General features: G+C 43.7%; 18 protein-coding genes. 4 read left to right on the forward strand and 14 right to left on the reverse strand.

The genetic code is table 11. The features are described from left to right. Positions 1-3: 3 nt before the first annotated feature. Positions 4-795 (reverse strand): ABC transporter permease, encoded by a 792-nt coding sequence (locus M1E09_RS17150; RefSeq protein WP_456272032.1) that lies wholly within the window; start codon positions 793-795, stop codon positions 4-6. An 11-nt stretch (positions 796-806) separates the two neighbouring features. Then, entirely contained in the window at positions 807-1,850 is a 1,044-nt protein-coding gene (locus tag M1E09_RS17155; protein ID WP_456272033.1) for an ABC transporter ATP-binding protein, read from the reverse strand. Positions 1,851-2,037: 187 nt separating this feature from the next. Between M1E09_RS17155 and M1E09_RS17160 the strand changes: the two genes are divergently transcribed. From M1E09_RS17160 to M1E09_RS17170, 3 genes are all read left to right on the forward strand, one after another. After that, entirely contained in the window at positions 2,038-3,333 is a 1,296-nt protein-coding gene (locus tag M1E09_RS17160; RefSeq protein ID WP_456272034.1) for a glutamate-1-semialdehyde 2,1-aminomutase, read from the forward strand. Between the two features lie 202 nt (positions 3,334-3,535). Continuing rightward, the gene (locus M1E09_RS17165; RefSeq protein ID WP_456272035.1) at positions 3,536-8,023 is read left to right on the forward strand and encodes a glutamate synthase-related protein; all 4,488 of its coding nucleotides are present in this window, start codon (positions 3,536-3,538) and stop codon (positions 8,021-8,023) included. Positions 8,024-8,349: 326 nt separating this feature from the next. After that, positions 8,350-9,438 carry an FUSC family protein gene (locus M1E09_RS17170; RefSeq protein ID WP_456272036.1) on the forward strand — a complete coding sequence of 363 codons (1,089 nt, stop codon included), beginning with the start codon at positions 8,350-8,352 and terminating at the stop codon, positions 9,436-9,438. 32 nt (positions 9,439-9,470) lie between these two features. On the opposite strand, the gene M1E09_RS17175 is transcribed toward M1E09_RS17170, so the two are convergent. From M1E09_RS17175 to fabL, 10 genes are all read right to left on the reverse strand, one after another. Continuing rightward, positions 9,471-10,367: an ABC transporter permease gene (locus M1E09_RS17175; protein ID WP_456272037.1), complete on the reverse strand. Its 897-nt coding sequence runs from the start codon at positions 10,365-10,367 to the stop codon at positions 9,471-9,473. 15 nt (positions 10,368-10,382) lie between these two features. Continuing rightward, positions 10,383-11,387 (reverse strand): ABC transporter permease, encoded by a 1,005-nt coding sequence (locus M1E09_RS17180; protein ID WP_456272038.1) that lies wholly within the window; start codon positions 11,385-11,387, stop codon positions 10,383-10,385. 204 nt (positions 11,388-11,591) lie between these two features. Next, complete coding sequence (locus tag M1E09_RS17185) at positions 11,592-13,178, reverse strand: ABC transporter substrate-binding protein (RefSeq protein ID WP_456272039.1); 1,587 nt, start codon at positions 13,176-13,178, stop codon at positions 11,592-11,594. 35 nt (positions 13,179-13,213) lie between these two features. Next, entirely contained in the window at positions 13,214-14,191 is a 978-nt protein-coding gene (locus M1E09_RS17190; RefSeq protein ID WP_456272040.1) for an ABC transporter ATP-binding protein, read from the reverse strand. Further along, positions 14,166-15,182, reverse strand: coding sequence for an ABC transporter ATP-binding protein (locus tag M1E09_RS17195; RefSeq protein ID WP_456272041.1), 1,017 nt, complete (start codon positions 15,180-15,182; stop codon positions 14,166-14,168). Before M1E09_RS17195 ends, M1E09_RS17190 begins: the two co-directional genes overlap by 26 nt. 446 nt (positions 15,183-15,628) lie before the next feature. After that, positions 15,629-17,377, reverse strand: coding sequence for an ABC transporter ATP-binding protein (locus M1E09_RS17200; RefSeq protein WP_456272042.1), 1,749 nt, complete (start codon positions 17,375-17,377; stop codon positions 15,629-15,631). A gap of 87 nt (positions 17,378-17,464) precedes the next feature. Then, positions 17,465-17,995 (reverse strand): nucleoside tri-diphosphate phosphatase, encoded by a 531-nt coding sequence (gene ntdP, locus M1E09_RS17205; RefSeq protein WP_456272043.1) that lies wholly within the window; start codon positions 17,993-17,995, stop codon positions 17,465-17,467. A gap of 251 nt (positions 17,996-18,246) precedes the next feature. After that, positions 18,247-18,498, reverse strand: a complete 252-nt coding sequence (locus M1E09_RS17210; RefSeq protein ID WP_456272044.1) for a YgaB family protein — start codon at positions 18,496-18,498, stop codon at positions 18,247-18,249. Between the two features lie 239 nt (positions 18,499-18,737). Then, complete coding sequence (locus M1E09_RS17215; RefSeq protein ID WP_456272045.1) at positions 18,738-18,914, reverse strand: gamma-type small acid-soluble spore protein; 177 nt, start codon at positions 18,912-18,914, stop codon at positions 18,738-18,740. A 104-nt stretch (positions 18,915-19,018) separates the two neighbouring features. Continuing rightward, positions 19,019-19,768 carry an enoyl-[acyl-carrier-protein] reductase FabL gene (gene fabL / locus M1E09_RS17220; protein WP_456272046.1) on the reverse strand — a complete coding sequence of 250 codons (750 nt, stop codon included), beginning with the start codon at positions 19,766-19,768 and terminating at the stop codon, positions 19,019-19,021. A 104-nt stretch (positions 19,769-19,872) separates the two neighbouring features. On the opposite strand from fabL, the gene M1E09_RS17225 reads away from it, so the two are divergent. After that, on the forward strand, positions 19,873-20,097 hold the full coding sequence (locus tag M1E09_RS17225; RefSeq protein ID WP_456272047.1) for a hypothetical protein: 225 nt from the start codon (positions 19,873-19,875) through the stop codon (positions 20,095-20,097). Positions 20,098-20,118: 21 nt separating this feature from the next. Here the strand turns inward: M1E09_RS17225 and mutY are convergent, their stop codons facing one another. Then, positions 20,119-21,225, reverse strand: coding sequence for an A/G-specific adenine glycosylase (mutY, locus tag M1E09_RS17230; protein WP_456272048.1), 1,107 nt, complete (start codon positions 21,223-21,225; stop codon positions 20,119-20,121). A 51-nt stretch (positions 21,226-21,276) separates the two neighbouring features. Next, entirely contained in the window at positions 21,277-21,585 is a 309-nt protein-coding gene (locus M1E09_RS17235; protein WP_456272049.1) for a hypothetical protein, read from the reverse strand. Between the last annotated feature and the right edge of the window lie 83 nt (positions 21,586-21,668).

The following is a 21,668-nucleotide window of genomic DNA, read 5'->3' on the forward strand; positions in this document are numbered from 1 at the left end:
GTCTCACCCTCCTTGAATGATCATTTGTTTTTTGGCAATATGCCAAAGAGCACCTATGGGGATCAGCAGCACAATCACCCAGATAATTTGCAGGCCAAGGGCTTCATACACTTCAAAGCCTGTGTATCCTTCTGTGAATATCATACTCGGTACATAGCTGATGCTTTGGAATGGCAGGAATTTCATTATGGACTGTGCCCATAACGGGAAAAAACTGATAGGCAGCAGCAAGCCCGAGAATAAATCTATGACGACCCTTTTCGCCCTGATCAGTCCGTCGTTATTAAATAAGAAAAAGGTCGTGATTCCGGTCAGGAGGTTAATCTGTGTATTAATCATGAAGCTGAAAATAATCGAAAAGGTAAAAAATATCCACGTAGACACATTTGCCGATATTTCTATTGGAAAGACAAGCGCGACAATCACCATACCCGGAACCGAGAAGAACAGCAGCCTGAAGATCCCTTCCCCAAGCCCCTGCATGGTCTTCATGCCAAGATAGCTGTATGGCCTGATGAGTTCCACGGCCACCTTCCCTTCTTTTATTTCAGCCGCTATTTCTCTGTCTATGTTATTAAAATAGAATGCCCTCGCCATCCACGCCACAGCGATGTAGGTTGTCATCTGGATAACCGATAACCCTTCTATTTCCCCTTTGCCTCCATATATCGCCTGCCAAAGGAAATAATAGGCACCGATATTGATACTGTAAATCAGAATGCCGCTGTAATAATTTGTGCGGTATGCAAGCATCATCAAAAAGCGGATGCGAATCATTTCAAGATATTTTGACATTGCCGAACCCCCTAGACTTCCACTTTTTCTTTTTCGGCGGTTTTTATATCGACAACGCCTTGTTCATAAATGTTCCGGATGATTTCTTCCGTAGTTGTTTCCTTAACTTTCATATCTCTTACCTTAAAAGCTGACACCACAATCCCAATCAGATCTGAGATTTTATCGTCATCCGCTTCAATGATGGCTGAAAACCTTAATTCTTTATCATCAAGCTCCCATTCCGCTCCAAGCGTTGCCGTCAATGAATTCAATTCTTCAACAGAAGGGTGATCCAGGAATTGAAATTGAATTTCTTTATGCTCTCCCCACTCTGTTTTTAAATTCTGAAGAGCTCCATCATAAATGATTCTTCCCTCATCAAGCATAACCACCCGCTCACAAAGAGCTTCTATATCTGAAAGGTCATGCGTTGTCAGCAAGATGGTGGTATTATATTTTTCATTGATTTCTTTTAAAAATTGGCGGATTTTCAGTTTCACTAGTACGTCCAGCCCAATGGTCGGCTCATCAAGAAATAAAAGCGGCGGGTTATGGACCAATGCAGCTGCCAGTTCACACCTCATCCTCTGTCCTAAAGACAGTTTCCTGACAGGCTTGTCCAGTAACGGCTGGATACCTAATGTTTCGATCACATGATCCATATGTTCCTTATATTGGGCATCCGGAACTTTGTAAACTTTCTTTAACAGCTGGAAGGATTCCTGAACGGCAATATCCCACCACAATTGGGATCTCTGCCCGAATACGACCCCAATACTCTGGACGAACTTCTCCCGCTCTTTATGAGGGTTCATTCCGTTTACCGTCACTTCACCAGCCGTCGGGGTCAAAATACCGGTCAGCATTTTGATGCTCGTTGATTTCCCGGCACCATTTTCTCCTATATAGCCGACCATCTCACCTTGTTTAACTGTGAAACTTATATCGTTAACGGCCGATACAATTTTATAGTTACGGGTAAACAAATCACGGAAAGCACCCTTCAGCCCTGACCTGCTTGAATAGGCTTTAAAATCCTTCCGCAGATTGTGCACCTCTATAGCGTTGCTCATTTAATGACTCCTCCTTCAACTAAACCATGGAATAGTGTAACACACCCCTCAGGACAGAGCAGCTGCATATGCTTATCAACTAATTCCCCTGCAGCTCATCATCTCATTTATCCTCTCCCGATTTGCGCTATGCCTTGCATCATACTAAAATGGTTGAGAGATTCAGAAAATGAAGGAGGATACCAAGATGGATTTCAGCAATTCTGAACGTTTACATAAACAAGCATTAGAGAGAATAGTCGGTGGCGTCAACAGCCCTTCCCGCTCTTACAAAGCAGTCGGCGGCGGCTCACCTGTTGCCATGGAACGTGCCAAGGGAGCATACTTCTGGGATGTGGATGGCAACCGCTATATTGACTATCTTGCAGCATACGGTCCGATCATCACGGGACATGCCCATCCACATATTACCGAAGCGATTACGAAAGCAGCTGAAAGTGGGGTATTATATGGAACGCCAACACCATTCGAAGTTAAATTCGCGGAGATGCTGCAGGAAGCAATGCCGAATCTGGATAAAGTGAGATTCGTCAATTCAGGCACAGAAGCCGTCATGACAACCATCCGTGTTGCCAGGGCCTATACTGGCCGCGACAAGATCATTAAATTTGCAGGCTGCTATCACGGACATTCCGACCTTGTACTGGTTGCGGCAGGGTCGGGCCCTTCTACGCTGGGAACACCGGATTCTGCCGGGGTTCCGAAAAGCATCGCGAATGAGGTCATCACTGTTCCATTTAATGATATCGAGCCTTTTAAAGAAGCAATGGAAAAATGGGGCGACCAAATTGCAGGTGTACTGGTGGAACCGATTGTCGGCAATTTCGGCATCGTTGAACCTAAAGAAGGCTTCCTTCAACAGGTTAATGATATTTCTCACAATGCAGGAGCATTGGTTATCTACGATGAAGTCATCACGGCCTTCCGTTTCATGTACGGCGGCGCTCAGGATATGCTCGGCATTAAACCGGACCTGACAGCTATGGGTAAAATCATCGGCGGCGGACTGCCGATTGGGGCCTATGGCGGAAAAGCGGAAATCATGGAAAAGGTTGCACCTCTAGGGCCTGCATACCAGGCTGGGACAATGGCAGGCAACCCTGCTTCGATCCTGTCTGGGATTGCCTGCCTGGAAGTCATGAGCGAAGAAGGATTTTATGACAAATTGGATAAGTTGGGGGCAATGCTTGAGGAAGGCATTTTACAGGCTGCCAAAAAACACAGCGCGCCTATTTCCATCAACAGGTTAAAAGGTGCCTTGACACTGTATTTCACAACTGAAAAAGTCGAGAACTATGACCAGGCTGAGGCCACTGATGGAGAAATGTTCTCGAAATTCTTCAACCTGATGCTGCGCCAGGGAATAAACCTTGCTCCTTCCAAATATGAGGCATGGTTTATTACTTCAGCTCATACAGAAGAAGACATCGAGCAAACCATCAAAGCTGTCGATAACGCATTCGAACAACTACAAAACGCATAAACATTCATCTGTATACAAGGAGGAATCCCTCCTTGTTTTTATTTAACCTTAATATGTAAGCGTTTTCACTCAATTTCATTGTCGCCTCCCCCCTATAACAATCCATCATCTTGAATAAAAAATTGAATTCTGAATATTCTTGTGATATTATATAGTTATTGTTCAGAATATTTAGTAATCGAATTCTGCATTATTTACGGAGGTGCTTTTATTGAAAGAACAAAGAACTCAATGGAGTCCTGAACTCTTTAAGGAATTTCACAATGGCGCACATGACGCCTGTGGTATTGTTGCATCTATAGAAAAAAATAAAAAGCCAACAAAAGCAAATATCGATCGTTGTATCCAAGCGCTGGTGACCATGGATCACAGGGCAGGCTTTATAAACGGCGAAGGAGATGGTGCTGGAATACATATCGACATTCCCAGAGCCGTCTGGTCTGAAAAGCTGGAAGCCGCTTCTATCGATCCCTCATTAGCACTATCGCCCCGATTCATTATCGGCCACTTTTTCATTAAAGGCATTCCAGTAAACCAAGGCAAGCGGGAAATTGTCGAAAAGCTTGAAGACAAAGGGTTTCAAGTGCTGCATAACGTTCTTGATTCGACCAGGCCGGACACATTGGGGCCGATTGCTGCTCAAGAAAACCCCCACTTTTTACAGACTGCATTGCTCGCTCCCGACACCCAAGGGAGATCTGAAACTTATGAAGATTTGTTTGTTCTTCTTGCGTCTATCGAGGAAAACAGCAGTATCCATGTAGCATCTTTGAGCCCTGACCATGCCGTCTATAAAGTGATGGGAGCAGGCGCCTCACTGCAGAGGTATTATAAAGATCTGGCTAATCCGCTGATCGCCTCGACAATGACATTGGGCCACAACCGCTATTCAACCAACACACTTTCTAATTTTTTCAGAGTGCAGCCCTTCAGTGTAATCGGCCATAACGGTGAGATCAACACAATAAGCAAACTGAGAGCGGAAGCACGAAAGGTAGATGTTCCTCTTGTGGAAAACGGCAGTGATTCCCAGGATCTCAACAGAACAATTGAAACGTTGATTGGAAGAGATGGATACTCTTTATTCGAAGCGATGGAGTTAGTGTTTCCTCCAATTATTAATGAAATCAAGCAATACCCTGAACACATGCAGGATATGTATGCCTACTTAAGAGAAACATGGGGCCATTTCGCTCAAGGTCCTGCCGGAATTGTGTCCAGATTTGGTGAGGAAGCTGTTTTCAGTGTGGATTCATTGGGCCTGCGTCCACTATGGATGCTTGAAATCGAAAGTGCTTATGTTTTCGCTTCAGAACCTGGTATCATCAACTCTTCAGAATTCACAGCAGATCCAAAGCCTCTTTCCCCTGGTGAAAAAGTCGGTTTCTCATGGGAAAATGACAGAATCAGAAAATATGAATATAGCGAGTTTCAAAAAGAAATATTCAGCCGTTTTGGAAACAGGCTAAGTTTTTCAGGATACAGAAACAGATTGGAAACGTTAAATCTGCCTAAACACATAATGATGAGCTATCCGACAAGCATTGAAAATGGACAATATAATGCTTTCGGATGGGAAAGGGAACAGGTCCAGCTGTTGGAACAAATGGCGGAAAAAGGCGCAGAACCTATCAGGTCGCTTGGGCACGACTCCCCTCTTGCCGCTATCAATCCAAACCGAAAAAATGTGTCGGACTTTATTAAAGAAAGTGTAGCGGTCGTCACCAATCCGGCCATTGACAGGGACCGGGAGACAGAACACTTCTCTACCAGAACAATTATCGGAAAGAGGCCGCACTACAACAGCAAGACTGAGAAACACCTTGCTGTTGAACTGCTTACCCCTATTGTCATTGAAGGAAAAGCTGGCTGGGAGGCTTCAGAGGCGTTGGATCAACCGAGTTATGACGGACTTGTCCACCACTTCCAGCAAGAGAATCTCTGTCATTTTATCTCTATCACTTTTACAGAGGAAGAATCTATCTCACAAGCTTTAGATAGATTAGCAGAGGAAGCTTTTGAAGCTGTTTCTTCTGGAAAAAGTCTCCTTGTCCTGGATGATGGCGACTCTCATCATGACGGCAAGTTATGGCTGGACCCTCATCTTGCCCTGTCAGCAATCGACCAGAAACTGACTGAGGCTTCTGCCAGAAGGGACTGCTCCTTGCTGCTCCGTTCTGCAGCCATCCGGTCTCTGCATGACGTGATTGTCGCTTACGGGTTTGGAGCAGATGTTATCAGCCCCTATTACATGTTCTTGACAGTACTTGAAGAGGAATCGAATGAGCCGGTAATAAATTTGTATACTTCTTTGCAAAAAGGACTGGAAAAAGTCATTTCAACAATCGGGATTCATGAATTGAGAGGGTACGGCAGGCTCTTCTCGGCCATCGGCTTAAGCGAAGAAGTTGCCAATACCTTGAATATCGTAAACTTCTTCGGTTCCGAAAGCCTTGCTTTCAACTTTGAGGAAATGAAGAAGGATGCAATTCAGCGTGCAGCTGATTACTTTGATGAAAAACAAAGAATCGCTAAAAGTTTCCACTTATTCCCGCGAATCTGGAAAGCAATTGGAGATGTTGCAAGAACCGGGGACTATTCTGGCTACAGAGAGAAAATAACAGAACAGGAAGAGTCGAAACCCGTTACAATCAGGCATCTAACATCTCTCAAAAAATCAGAAAATCCTATCGACCCGTCCAAGGTTGACATTGGCGTTGGTGAGCACAGTCTTCCTTTCGCTATTGCCTCTATGTCATTCGGATCGCAAAATGAAATTGCTTTCCGTGCATATGCAGAAGCTGCAGACCGGCTGAACATGGTCAGCCTGAATGGCGAAGGCGGCGAAATAAAAGATATGATCGGCAAATACCCGAAAACGAGAGGGCAGCAGGTTGCTTCCGGCCGCTTCGGGGTCAACGCAGAATTGTTAAATTCGTCTAATTTGCTGGAAATTAAGATCGGCCAGGGGGCGAAACCTGGGGAAGGCGGACATCTTCCGGGCTCTAAGGTTACCGCGAAGATCGCACAGGCCCGTAATGCGACAATCGGTTCTGACCTTATTTCGCCTTCAAACAACCATGATATCTATTCAATTGAAGATCTTGCCCAAATGATCCATGAATTGAAAACAGCAAACGATCAAGCAAAGGTCGCTGTAAAAGTACCTGTGGTCCCTAACATCGGTACCATCGCTGTCGGAATCGCCAAGGCTGGTGCGGACATCGTTACCCTGAGCGGCTTTGACGGCGGAACAGGAGCAGCCAGAATTCATGCACTTCAGCATGTTGGCCTTCCAGTTGAGATCGGTATAAAAGCCGCGCATAATGCTTTGCTTGAAGCCGGACTCAGGGATACTGTGGAAATCTGGGCAGACGGCGGTATTAAAAGCATGCAGGATGTCATGAAAGTCATGCTTCTCGGTGCCAACCGTATCGGATTCGGTACACTTTCAATGATTGCCATCGGCTGTACCACTTGCCGCGGCTGTCATCTGGATACCTGCCATGTAGGAATTGCTACCCAAATTGAATCAGAGGCACAAGCAAAAGACCACGGTCTGCGCCGTTTCGTACCAAGACAGCTTGACCTTGCTGTGTCAGGTCTGACAAACATGTTCACTGCTTTTGGTGAAGAGCTTAAGTCACTTGCTGCTTCCCTTGGTATTCAGCGTCTCCAGGATGCAGTCGGCAGATCTGACCTATTGGAGCAAATAAGCGGACAGGAATCCATGAACCTATCAACCTTGCTTCAGCCGCTTGAAATCGGACAGCTTCATAAGGAGGCAGCCGCTTCCCTTGAACAGCCGAATATGCTGCAGGCAGTAGCAGGAGAATACCTGGACAGCAGTATTGAAGACCTTCATTTGTCCAGAGAATTTTCCGGGGTTATTTCCAACCAGCGTGTGCTGGGAAGCCGCGCATCCGGACATCGTGTCCGTTCAAAACTTCAAAATGTGAATAATGAATTACAGCCGGTTCAACTGAGCTATAAAGATTGTTCCATCCCAGGGAATGGCCTCGGTGCTTATAATGTGGAGGGAATCGATATCGCGGTAAGCGGCGGAGCACAGGATGGGCTTGGTAAATCAAGTTATGGCGGAAGCATAACTGTCACGAAGGGCAGAACCAAGAACGGCATGTTCTACAATGGTTCTGCTGGGAAAGGCTTTGGTTATGGTGCCCAAAAAGGGTTGTTAATGGTCCAAGGCAATGCCGATGCACGAGCAGGAATTAGGCTCTCAGGTGCGGATATGGTAATCGGCGGCCAGGTAACAAAGCCGATTCCAGCGCAGGAATATGGCAATATCGGTGCAAATGCAAATATTAAAGGGTTCGCATTTGAATACATGACGAACGGACGGGGATTGGTCCTTGGTGATCCGGGACCATGGATTTGCGCCGGAATGACCGGCGGTGTCATTTATCTGCGTCACCAGCCGGAAATGGGCCTTACACAAGACGCACTGACAAGAAGGATCGCAAAAGGCGCCAAGGTCAAGTTACAGCCTCTAAATGAACAAGGATTAGAAGATGTAAATGAACTTCTATCGAACTATATCAAGGTACTTGAGACAGAACAGCCTGAAGAAGCAGAAAACCTGAGGAAGCTATTGGACTCACCGAGTGAGCATTTCCTTCAGGTCATTCCTTCAAAAGAACAGGCAGATCCGTCTGTATCAACAGAGTAATACTTAAAAAGGCTGTGCCGGATGTCTCTTCCGCACAGCCTTTTTATCTGTGTATGGAGTTAAATTTCAATTTTATTCAATTAGTTAGTCGTTCGAGTCCATGCTTAATTTCTTGTATCTACGAGGTTTACCAAGTATGCCGCACTCTTTTACACAATGCCCTATTGATAAGCACTCAATTTCTATTTGAAAATACCTATTCCCTTTTCACAGCCTTATAGTAAAATAGGGTTTATCAAAAGAGGGAAAACTGTTTAGTATTCTCTCTTTGTGTTAAATCTACAATATAACCTACTTTTTAAGTATTACAGAAAGGATTATTTCTAATGAAGCTTGGTGCCCGTATATTCAAGACCGGAATCGCCATTGTGCTGGCTCTTCTGGCAGCCGAGCTGTTTAACTTCCCCAACCCTGTGTTTGCGGGAATCGCAGCCGTTTTTGCTGTCCAGCCCACTATATACCGGTCTTACCTTACGATAATTGAACAAGTTCAAGCAAACTTGATTGGCGCTATTCTTGCAGTTTTGCTTGTGCTGCTTTTCGGTCATAATATATTGGTGATAGGACTCGCCGCCATTATAGCCATCTTAATCATATTAAAACTAAAGATCGAGAATACAATCGGGCTGGCTCTAGTTACTGTCATTGCCATTATGGAAGCGCCGCAGGATGACTTCATTCTATTCTCACTGATCAGATTTTCAACGATCATGACGGGAGTATTTGCTTCTTTCGTTGTAAATCTGATATTCCTGCCGCCCAAATATGAAACGAAGCTCTATCATAAAATTGAGAACATCACCGAGGAGATATTAAAGTGGATCCGTCTCAGCAACAGGCATTCTGCTGACTTTCACCTCCTTAAAAAGGACTTTGAAAAAATCAGGGAGAAATTGACAAAGACGGAACAATTATACCTCCTTTATAAAGAGGAACGGAACTATCTGAAATCAAGCGATGTAGCAAAAAGCCGAAAGCTGGTCATTTACAGGCAAATGATTTCTGCTTCAAGACGGAGCTTTGAAATCTTAAAACGGCTCAACCGCTATGAAAATGAGCTCAACCACTTGCCGGAACAGCTGAGGAATTCGATAACGGAACAGCTTGACTGTCTGTTAACATACCATGAACAGCAGTTGCTCCGGTTCATCGGGAAAATGCATTCCACCCCTGACACAGACCATACCAATACAGTCTGTTTGAACAGGCGGGAAATGATGAATTTATTTATGAATGAAATTAACAAGTCCTATAACGAAAGCGACCTGAATACGTTTCATATTCTGCATATTTTCTCAGCCATCTTTGAATATGATGAGCAACTTGAACATCTGGATACACTGATAACCAGTTTTCAATCCTATCATAAAGAAGACAATGAAGTAGGAGTCAGGGAAACGGAAGAAACTTATTAACAAATTAAAAAGGATGCCGGTCGGCATCCTTTTTAATTTTTCATTTTCGGGTCAAGCGCATCCCTCAAACCGTCACCCATAAGGTTGAAACCTAATACAGTCAGCATGATTGCCAACCCTGGGAAAATCATTGTCCATGGTGCCTGCAGCATATACTGCCGGGCATCTGAAAGCATTTTCCCCCACTCAGGGTCTGGAGCCTGGGCACCGAGACCAAGAAAACCAAGTGCCGCTGCTTCGATGATGGCTGTTGCAATCGCCAATGTACCTTGGACGATGATCGGGGCCATACTGTTTGGAAGAACATGGCTGAATAGAATTCTTCTATCACTCATTCCTATTGCCTTAGCGGCCATCACATATTCTTCCTGTTTTACACTGAGTACCCGTGACCGAATCAATCTCCCGAAGTTCGGTACATTGATGATGGCGATGGCGATCAAAGCATTTCGCAAGGAAGGTCCCAATGCTGCTACGACCGCGATGGCCAGCAGGATACTCGGAAAGGCTAGCAAGATATCAAAGAACCTTGAAATGATGGTATCAACCCACCTGCCATAATAGCCAGCTACAATCCCCAAGAGACTTCCCGCAACTGCCGAGCCGACTACTGCAAAAAAACCAACCCATAATGAAATTCTTGCACCATGGATGATTCGCGATAATATATCACGGCCAAAGTCGTCAGTGCCCAGCCAGTGCTCTGCAGAAGGAGCCTCAAGCCTCTTGTCAAAATCCTGTTCATTGATTCCCTGAGGAGCAATGGCAGGTCCGATTAGGGCAATGACTATAAAAAACAGCACAATTCCCAAACCGACTAATGCCGTCTTATTTTTACGGAAACTCTTCCATGCTTCTTTCCATGGAGAGATTGTTTCTTCTGGAACACTTTGTTTTATTTCACCTGTATTTGGTGCCAGTTCTGCCATATTAGACACCTCTCTTTAATTATATTTGATTCGCGGATCGACTGCTGCATATAAGAGGTCGACGATCAAGTTGATGGTAACAAAGATTGTTGCAACAACAAGAATTCCTGACTGGATGACAGGATAGTCCCTGAAGCTGATTGCATCAAAGATATACCTTCCGATGCCTGGCCATCCGAAAATGGTTTCTGTCAAAATTGCCCCTCCTAGTAACAGGCCCATCTGCAAACCGATAACAGTCAGTACTGGAATGACTGCATTTTTCAGCGAATGTTTGTAAACGACCAGGAACATTTTCAGGCCTTTGGCTCTAGCAGTCCTGATGTAGTCAGACCTCATCACTTCAAGCATGCTTGAACGTGTCATCCTGGCAATGATGGCCATAGGAATCGTAGCAAGCGCAATCCCCGGAAGAATAAGATGTTGAATTACCGAACCTAGCTTTTGGAAATCCCCTTGAATCAAGGTATCAAGAATATAAAGGTTTGTAATGGCATCAACTGGATTCCGTATATCCTCCCGCCCGGTGGTAGGCAGGATATCAAGTTGAAGCCCGAAGATCCACTGCTCCATTAACCCGAGCCAGAAAATCGGCATTGAAACCCCTACCAGAGCCAAAATCATCGCTGTATAATCAAACCAGGAATTTTGGAACCAGGCACTTATGATGCCAGCATTCACCCCAATGACGACCGCTATGATAATAGCCACTAAAGAAAGTTCAAATGTGGCTGCAAGGTAAGGCCAAATCTCACTGGCAACAGCTGACTTTGTCCTGATTGATTCTCCCAAGTTTCCCTGGAACAGCCCGCCTAAATACTCAAAGTACTGAATATACCATGGGTTGTCCAAGCCCAGCTTGGCTCTTAATGCGGCAACTGCTTCTTTCGTTGCCTGCTGCCCCAGTATGGTTTGTGCAGGGTCACCAGGAATCGCCCGAATAATCATGAATACAATGAATGTCATACCGAAAAGTACTGGAATAACCTGAAGCAATCTTCTTATCGTATATTGAAACATACTTGTTCACCTCTTTTAGTAAGGCATTATTTATTACCTGTGTTGATGGAAAACATGCTCTTCTATTTTGTTAAATCCAAAAATGGAGTGGTTTATCAATTCCCGAAAGGCATGACAGTAATTTCTGCTGACCCTTCCACTTATAAACCAACAATATGTACAAAAGGGGAGAAATCTGAGAGATCCCCCCTTTTGTTTAAACCTTTATTCGAATGATACGCCGCTCAGCAAGTCAGAGCCTGTTGGATGCGGTTTGAATCCTTTAAGTTTCGAGCTTCCAGCCAATAGCGGCGTGGAATGAGCTAATGGAACCCATGGAGCATCCTCATGGATGATTTCCTGTGCTTCCTTATAAAGCTCTGCACGTTTGTCTTCATCTACTTCAGATTGAGCTTCAATCAATACATCATGAAGTTCATCGCTGCTGTAGTAAGAGTAGTTATTGCTTCCGATATTGTCTTTATCAAGCAATGTGTAAAGGAAGTTATCGGCATCCCCGTTATCACCAGTCCATCCCAGCAAGAATGCATCAGCTTCACCTTTACTCGCTTTATCCAAGTAAGTTGCCCACTCGAAAGAAACGATTTCGGCTTTAACACCAATTTTTGCAAAGTCAGCTTGGATAGCTTCTGCTACCTTCTGGCCGTCCGGCATATATGGACGTGGAACAGGCATAGCCCATAGTTCCATTTCAAATCCATCCGGGTAACCTGCTTCAGCAAGCAATTCTTTCGCTTTTTCTAAATCGAACGGATATGGATCGATATCATCGTTATAACCTGCGATAACAGGAGGCATCGGATTTTTGGCAGGTGTAGCTTTTCCTTCGAAAAACGCGTTGACAATCGCTTCTTTGTTCACAGCGTGATTAAGCGCCTGGCGAACTTTCGGGTTATCAAATGGTTTTCTTGTAGAAGTTAATCCTAAGTATCCAACGTTTAATGATGGACGCTCAAATAATTGAAGTCCTTCTTCTGCTTCAATCTTCTCAGCATCACTTGGGTTGATACCATCAGCAAGGTCAATCTCCCCAGAGATCAACGCATTCAAGCGTGCAGAGTTCTCAGGAATCGATTTGAAGATAACCTGTTGAAGCGCAGGTGCCTCTCCCCAGTAGTCTTCGTTTCTTTCAAGGACGATTTTGTCATTTTCTTTCCACTCTACAAATTTGAAAGGACCAGTTCCTGCATCAGTAGGCTGCTTTGCAAATTTGTCTCCAAGCTCTTCAACCGCAGTCGGGCTTGCGATCGAGAACGGGCTCATTGCAAGGTTCTTAAGGAACGGTGCTTGTGGGCGTTTCAAAGTGAATTCAACTGTATTTTCATCAACTGCCTTCACTTCTTTGATTACATGGCCTTCATCTGCTTTAAATCCGCCGAACATTGAACCGTAGTACGGGAATTCATCCGCAGTTCCATTCATCCAGCGCTCAAAGTTGAACACTACCGCATCTGCGTTAAAGTCTGTTCCATCTTGGAATTTAACATCTTCTTGAAGCATGAATGTGTAAGTCAATCCATCTTCAGAAACTTCCCATTCTTTCGCAAGGCCTTTATTCACTTCTGTGTCCTGCTCCCCGAATTTAACAAGCGTCTCGAAGATATTCTTTGTTACTTTAAATGATTCACCATCAGTGACAGTGATCGGGTCCAGTCCGACAGAGTCACCTCCACGTCCGAAAATCAATGTGTCCCCAGATCCGCCTGATGACTCTGTCCCGCCGCAGCCGTAAAGCACAGTGGAAACTGCCATCAGCAGGACTAAAAGTACTGCCCAGCTCCTTCTTTTCAAATAAATCCCCTCCAAAAAAATTTTATATACTTACATTACTTGCCCTCTTCATATAGATGGCAAGCAACATAATGCCCCGGTAAATGTTCTTTAAATTGCGGTGTTTGGCTCTTGCAAACGTCCATGGCATGCGGACATCTTGTGTGAAACGCACATCCTGCAGGAGGATTTGATGGACTTGGTATGTCACCTTGCAAAAGAATCGTTTCCCTCTCAAACGCCGGATCGGGAATCGGCACTGCTGACAATAAGGCCTGGGTGTAGGGGTGAAGCGGTTTCTCATAGAGGTTTTCACTCTCGCTGAGTTCTACCATTCTTCCTAAATACATAACACCCACTCTATCACTTATATGCCTGACCACTCCTAAATCATGAGCGATAAATATATAGGTAAGGTCAAATTCCTGCTGAAGTTCTTTCATCAGGTTAAGCACCTGGGCTTGAATGGAGACATCAAGTGCAGAAACAGGTTCATCAGCAATGATCAGCTTCGGCTGGGTCATTAGCGCTCTGGCAATTCCGATTCTCTGCCTTTGCCCGCCGCTGAACTGATGCGGATACCTTTTGGCGTGGTAGCTGCTAAGGCCGACAATTTCAAGCAATTCATATACCTTCTTTTTTCTTTCTTTTGCTGACCCCATCCCATGGACGATCAGCGGTTCTTCGAGAATCCGCTCAACAGTATGCCTCGGATTCAACGATGCGTATGGATCCTGGAACACCATTTGGATATCCCTCCGGACCTTTCGCATCTCCGATTTTGAAAGACTGGTAAGCTCTTTATCTTCAAAAGTGACTTTGCCTTCTGAAGGATCTATCAACCTCATTAACATTCTTCCAGTGGTCGACTTCCCGCAGCCGCTTTCGCCGACAATTCCAAGGGTTTCCCCTTTGGTCACTTGAAATGAAACACCATCAACGGCTTTCACATGGTTGACAGGTCGTCCCAAAATTCCGCCTGTGATTGGAAAATGTTTTTTTAACCCCTCAACTTTTAACAGCGGTGCTTCCATGTGCGATCCCCTCCTTGCTGTCATATAAAAAGCATCGGCTTCTGTGCCCCGGTGCTGTCTCATACAATTCCGGCGTTTCTGCCAGACAGCGGTCAAATGCATATTCACATCTTGCAGCGAAGCGGCATCCGTGTTTTATAGATCCCGGTTTCGGAACGCTTCCAGGAATGGAGTATAGCTTTTGCTTTTTAAAGCGCATATCAGGAACAGATTGGATAAGCCCCTTTGTATATGGGTGCTGAGGATCGTTGAATATATCCTCAACACTTCCCTCTTCCACTACTTTTCCTGAATACATGACGACGAGTCTTTCACACGTCTCTGCCACAACCCCGAGATCATGAGTGATTAAGATGACTGCGGTATTCATTTCTTTGTTAAGCTGCTTCATCAGTTTCAAGATCTGCGCCTGAATCGTCACATCCAAGGCCGTCGTCGGTTCGTCTGCAATCAGGACTTTCGGATCACAGGCCATGGCCATCGCAATCATGACCCTCTGCCTCATTCCACCGGAAAGCTGATGAGGATATTCATTCATTAACTCTTCCGCTCTAGGAAGCCCGACAAGCTGCATGATCCTCACAGCATCTTCTTTCGCTTGTGCTTTACTGTTCTTTTTATGTATGCGAATTGCTTCTGTCAGCTGATTGCCGATTGTGAAAACAGGATTTAAAGAAGTCATAGGCTCTTGAAAAATCATTGCGATATCATTTCCGCGGATTTCCCTCATCCTTTTTTCCGTTGCCTTTGTCAAATCCTCATCTTTGAAGAGGATTTTCCCTCCTGTCACCTTACCTGGAGGACTTGGCACCAGTCCCATTATCGAAAGGGAGGTAACGCTCTTTCCACACCCTGATTCCCCTACTATTCCGAGAACCTCACCTTCATTGACATGAAAATTCACACTATCTACTGCTGGGATTTCTCCATCATCTGTAAAAAAGGTGGTTTGAAGCTCTTCCACTTTTAAAATTGGAGTATTCGCTGACATCCCCATAACCCCCTGACTCTAAAACAATTATGAATTTTATAATATTTCTGACATATACTTGTAACTTATTATACATAGCCCAAAAAAAGAATCAATAGTAAATATTTATTCACACTCATTAATATCAATTTTATGGGTAATTTTCACCACAACTTCATACACCCTAATATATATGTGTTTTGAAAAAATTGAGAACTTCCCGCTCTTTTTCCCCCTAATAAAACATGAATAGACAAAATATGCTAAATTTCGCTTTATATACGACAAAAAAGCTGAATCAAAGATGATTCAGCTTTTTTGTTTCTTTCAAACATAAAATTTTTAGAAAGTCATTAATCAAATTATCTTTTTTTATCCCAAGATAAAATTTAGTCAAAATGGATTACGAAATTTCATCCTGTCCCCTTATCACTGAAAAGGGGGTATCCGCTTCAATTTGTTTCACCTTATTGGTCAAGCTGCTGAACCTGGAACAGTTTGTGATAATGGCCTTGTCGTTCCATCAATTCTGAATGAGTGCCCAATTCGGCAATTTCTCCAAATTCGATATGGATGATCCGGTCAGCGTGCGTAATGGTTGAGAGTCTATGAGCAACGATGAACGTAGTTCTGTCTTTCGCCAGTTTTTCCATCGCTTCCTGGATAAGATGTTCACTCTCTAAGTCAAGAGCTGAAGTCGCTTCATCCAGTATCAATATTGGAGGATTTTTCAGGAACACCCTCGCGATGGCCACCCTTTGCTTCTGGCCTCCTGATAGCTTAACCCCCCGCTCGCCTACTTTTGTATCATACCCTTGTGGAAGGTTCATAATGAAGTCATGGGCGTTTGCCGCCTTAGCTGCAGCGATTACCTCCTCATCTGATGCATGAGGAGCCCCAAATAGAATATTTTCCTTAACTGATTCACTGAACAGGATATTATCCTGGAGAACCATCCCGATATTATTGCGCAGGCTCCTGACTTGATAGTCTTTCAGATCCTTCCCATCAAGCGTGATCCGGCCTCTGGTTACATCATAGAACCTTGGTATCAGGCTGACGAGTGATGATTTACCGCCGCCGCTCATTCCGACAAGCGCTACCGTTTCACCTGCAGGAATCGTTAAGTTAATATCCCGCAGTACCTCTTCATCTTCTTCATTATATTGAAAGTGAACCTTATCAAATACAATTTCGCCTTTGACATTTCTGCATTCAACTGCGCCTGGCAAGTCATCGACATCATACTTTTCATCCATATATTCAAATACCCTGTCCATTGAGGCAATCGATTGTGTAAGTGTCGTTGAAGAGTTCACAAGCCTTCTTAGTGGATTGTACAGCCTGTCAATATAGGCAATGAAAGCGGCCATTACACCTATCGTTAAGTTTCCATTAATAACCTGCAATCCGGCATAACCGATAACAATCAGAGGAGCAATATCGGTTATCGTATTAACAACAGCAAATGCTTTGGCATTCCAGCTTGTCTGCTTTAATGCTTTATCTAAAAAGCGGCTGTTATGCCCTCTGAATTGTTCCTGCTCATGGTCTTCTACAGCAAAACTCTTGATCACAGACATTCCCTGTACCCGTTCGTGCAGATAGCTTTGGACTTCAGCAAGTGCCTGCGACCTGTCTCTGGTCAGTTTTCTGAGATTGCCGAAAAAATACTTTACAGAAACAGCATAGAACGGAAAGGCAATCAGTGACACAAGTGTCAGCCCGACATCATATGTAAACATAATCGTGACGGCGATGATAATTGTCGCTACATCCAGCCATAGATTCATTAATCCGGTTATAACAAAGTTCTTTGTCTGCTCGACATCATTGATCACTCTGGAAATAACCTCTCCAGCTCGTGTATTTGAATAAAATTTGAAGCTTAATTTCTGCGTGTGGCTGTACAGCTTATCCCGCAGGTCATAAAGAATTTTGCTCCCTGTCCACTGGGCAAAATATTGGCGGTAATATTCAACGGGCGGACGGACAATAACAAAGATAAATATCATGACTCCCATGATCATCAGCAGTTTATCCGTTTTCTCGCCTGTAGAAAGTGTGTCGCTTCCCACAATATCATCTATGACATACTGAATTAAAATGGGTATTAACAGCGGGATGGCAAATTTGATGATTCCAATCAAAAGCGTCCCGATAATCTGCAATCTATATGGTTTTACAAATTTCATAAATCGTTTAATGCTGTCCAAACGTCACTCCCCCTCTCAAACATTTTTCCCCTTGGGAACATAAAAAAACCTGTTGAATCAGTCCCAACAGGTTTTTCCCAGAACAGATCATTTTCGATGGTAAAGAAATCTTTCATACCATACATCGATGAAATCCGGAGCAAACGGTCCTTTTCGCTGGCGGATCCAGCGGACCAGCTTGTCCACATTTCTCTGTAAAATTTGGTCAATGACATCAGGATAACCCATCTGCTTTCTGTGCTGTTCATATTCATCTTCATCAAGCAAAGTATAAGTCATATCCGGGAACACTTTTATATCAAGATCATAGTCAATATATTTCAGCGCCTCATCATCATATACAAATGGTGAACTTAAATTGCAATAATAATAAATTCCATCTTCCCGAATCATGCAGATGATATTAAACCAAAGCTCTGCATGAAAGTAGCAGATGGCCGGCTCACGAGTAATCCATGTCCTTCCGTCTGACTCCGTTACCATTGTCCGGTCGTTTCCCCCGATAACGAGATTTCTCGTTCCTTTTAAAACTGTAAGTTCATTCCAGACACGATGAATATTCCCATCATGTTTGTAACTATGTATTTGTATTGGTTGCCCTTCGCTGGGAACCGCCATCAGTCTCCCCTGCCTTCCTGCAGATTATTCCGCAAATCTGTTAAGTCTATATTTTATTATTATAACGTTTTAAGAATAATTTTAAAACAAAAGAGCCATTATTATCGTTCTTCTGTGGATTGCGGACAGTAAACAAGGGGATTCGGACTGGCTGGTCCTTATGGAATAATGGGGGAGTAGTCAGAATTCAAAGAAAGAGCCATCATTATGATAATGGCCCTAGAAAAATTACTTTGAAATTTCTTTATTCATCAAATGACTACCTTTTCTTCGGCATACATCTGGATGACCTCATTTGTCTGCTCTTGAAAAACTTCTTGGATTTCTTTCAGCTCCATTTTCATGGCAGCAATTTCTTTATGGATGGACTCCAGTTTCGATTGCTGCTGCAGTTCAGCCAATTCCTTTTCAATCTCCTGGCATCGTTCAATTTCCGATTGAAGAAATAAAAGTTTATCCATCGTTTTCAGCTGGTCTGTTATAAGCTTGTTAAATTGCGACATTGCTAATTCCCACCCTCTCAGTAGTACTTCTATTAGCATTCCATATTACTTTTTTAATTCCTTTGACTAGTTATGTCGCTTTGCGGGATTGTTTGTCGGAATTCTCGCAGCTTATGGAATTATACGCACAGATTATACATACTTATGTACGTACGCAAACTTTACCCTTTTATGTAAAAAAGCCACTTTAGCAAAAGAGAAAAGGCACCCTGTTACCAGCAGGATGCCTTTTCTTAAGATTATTGTTGGTTCTTCTTAGCTTGAGATTGAGCGTTTTGCTTTCTCACTTGTTGTACGTCAGTCTCTGAAGCAAACTCAGCGCCGTATTGGCCAGCTTGCCCTTGTCCAGCTTGAGCGTTTTGTTGTTTTACGTGTTGTACGTTAGTACCTGATTGCGTTTGGTTGCGTTTTGCCATTGTAATCACCTCCACGAAAGTTAATTTAACCAAGGTGGAGAGTTACTATTCCAAAAAAAATTATTAAAAATCAATTTCTTCTCGATGGACTTTATAACCAGTTTTTATACTAAAAGAGAACGTCCGCCGTCCACAATGATTGTCTGTCCACGGATCATTGATGCCTGGTCAGAAACGAGGAACATGACTGAGTTCACAAGGTCTTCAATTTCCACCATTCTTCCCGCCGGTGTCTTCGTACGCGCATCCTCAAGCAGTTCTTCACGGTTTGGAAAGTGAGTCAGTGCATCTGTGTCGATGGCTCCGCCTGAAACGGCATTCACTACAATGTTCTCCCGGGATAATTCAACTGCCAGGTAACGTGTAAGTGCCTCTACCGCAGCTTTTGATACTCCTACTGTTGTGTAGTTATCAAGATAACGGATAGAACCTAATGAACTGATACTGACAATTTTACCACCGGACTGCTTGTCCATTAATTTGGCTGCTTCCTGTGCGCAAAATAAAAGCGCTTTGCTATTAATATTCATTGTCCAATCCCAATGGGACTCTTCCAGTTCCATTGCGGGTCTCAACACTCCGGATGCAGCATTATTGATGAAGACATCCAGTCTGCCAAACTCCTCTTTGATGGTTTGGAACATTGATTTAATTTTTTCCACATCGCCTACGTTGGCCCTGACAATCAATGCTTTCCTTCCCAGCTTTTCTATCTCTTCTGCTGTTTCAAGTGCTGCTTTTTTACTTCTTGCGTAGTTAACGACGATATCGTACCCCGCTTCAGCCAATCTGATGGCCAGTGCCTTTCCGACACCGCGGCTGCTTCCCGTTACTAATGCAACTTTATTATTCATATAAAATAACCCCTTTCTGATAAGTTTCATTTTAGCCTTTACTGGCATAATCAACAACGTTTACAGAAAAACTATACTCAATGACGCTAAGGAGGACAATCATTATGTATGTTGGCAGAGACATGACAGAACTCTCTATGGTCCCGAAAACAGAATGGGACAAAAGTGAACTTGCGTTTTTTCACCATTCACTACAGCAGATGGTTCCATATTTAAATGCAGAAGGGCAGACCATCCACAGGGAAATCGTTGAGGAAATTGAAAACCGCGGCGGCCTGAAACGAAATGAAGCTGACTGGACACACGGAACAAAAGTAACCTACGATTGAATAAGGAAGCTGCCTTGGATATTATTCTCCAGGGCAGCTTTTTAAATAGCTTTTCCATATTTTCTGGTGTGAAACCGGAAAGGCAAACTGGATCAGTGCTTCTTCATCTACTTTTCTAAATCCCTCTGGCACTTCTTCATAATCGGTGATAGAACCGACGTACACATCAATGTTCCATACCAAGTGGGAAAATACATGCTCAATTTTTGTCAGCAGCCCATTTTCAATCTGGGCTTTCACGTTATATTCTTCACCAAGATATTGTTCAAGCTGTTTTCTTTGAGATCCAAAATTGTCGACTTCACAGTTGGGGAATTCCCAAAGATTAGCCAGCAAGCCTTTTGAAGGCCTCTTATGGATCAGATACTTCCCGTCATCTGTTTTCAATACGACTGCAGCCATCTGCAGCTTTTTCACACTCTTCTTCTTCGTTTTGACCGGAAGGGAGTCCTGGACCCCTTCGTGAAAAGCAGTGCAATGTTCCCTGACCGGACATAACAGACAGGATGGAGAAGTCGGGGTACAGATCAACGCCCCAAGCTCCATCAATGCCTGGTTAAACCAGGATGGATTTTCATGTGAGATCAACTTTCGGACTGCCTCTTCAAACACCTTCCTTGAAGAAGGCTTTGCAATATCTTCCCAGATGGACAATATCCGAGACAGGACTCTCATTACATTTCCGTCCACGGCTGGTTCAGGCTTTCCGTATGCAATACTTAATATCGCTCCTGCAGTATAGGGCCCAACCCCTTTTAATTTTGAGATTTCCTTTGGTTCTGATGGAACAATCCCGCCGTAAGTGTCCCTTACTTCTCTGACTGCAGTTTGCAGATTCCTGGCTCGGGAATAATATCCCAGCCCTTCCCACGCTTTAAGCACTTCTTCTTCATCTGCAGAAGCCAATGCTTCAACTGTAGGAAATTTACTGATAAAATTAAGGAAATAAGGGGTGACCGTATCCACTCTTGTCTGCTGCAGCATGATTTCAGAGACCCAGACCTTATAAGGATCACTGTCTTCTCTCCAGGGAAGCTGCCTTTGTTCTGCACTGAACCAGCTCAACAAATCTTTTCTGAATGCTTCTGTGTCAATTTCTTCTATATGTGTTAAAGGATTACTCTCCACTTTTGTACCTCCAAGATGTTAAACCTTCACTTAATGAGGGAATATATAATATTAACGCACACTTTTCAAAGCAAAGCAGTCCATTTGCTTAAGACCGCCTGAAATACAACCATCCAGCATGCCGAACAGAAGGTGCTGGCGGGACTTTCGCAACTTTTTCAAAGCGTGATAGTGCGATTCAGTCGGCAATGTGAACACTTCCGTAAATTGATTCGGCTTTTCAGGAACTGACTGCCACTGAATATTAAAGGCATCGTAATAGGGCAATGTATGAAGGATGCTTTGTATTAATTGTTCATAATGTTCGATCGATGATTCCTTGATTTCATACTGAATATACATTTGAAGTGAATGTTTCATTGAAATAATCTCCTTTTATACCATATCATTTTCATTCATGAAAACAAGACTATTCTTATTGGAATTAATTAACGATGAACCCT

Source organism: Bacillus sp. AK031 (assembly GCF_053903065.1).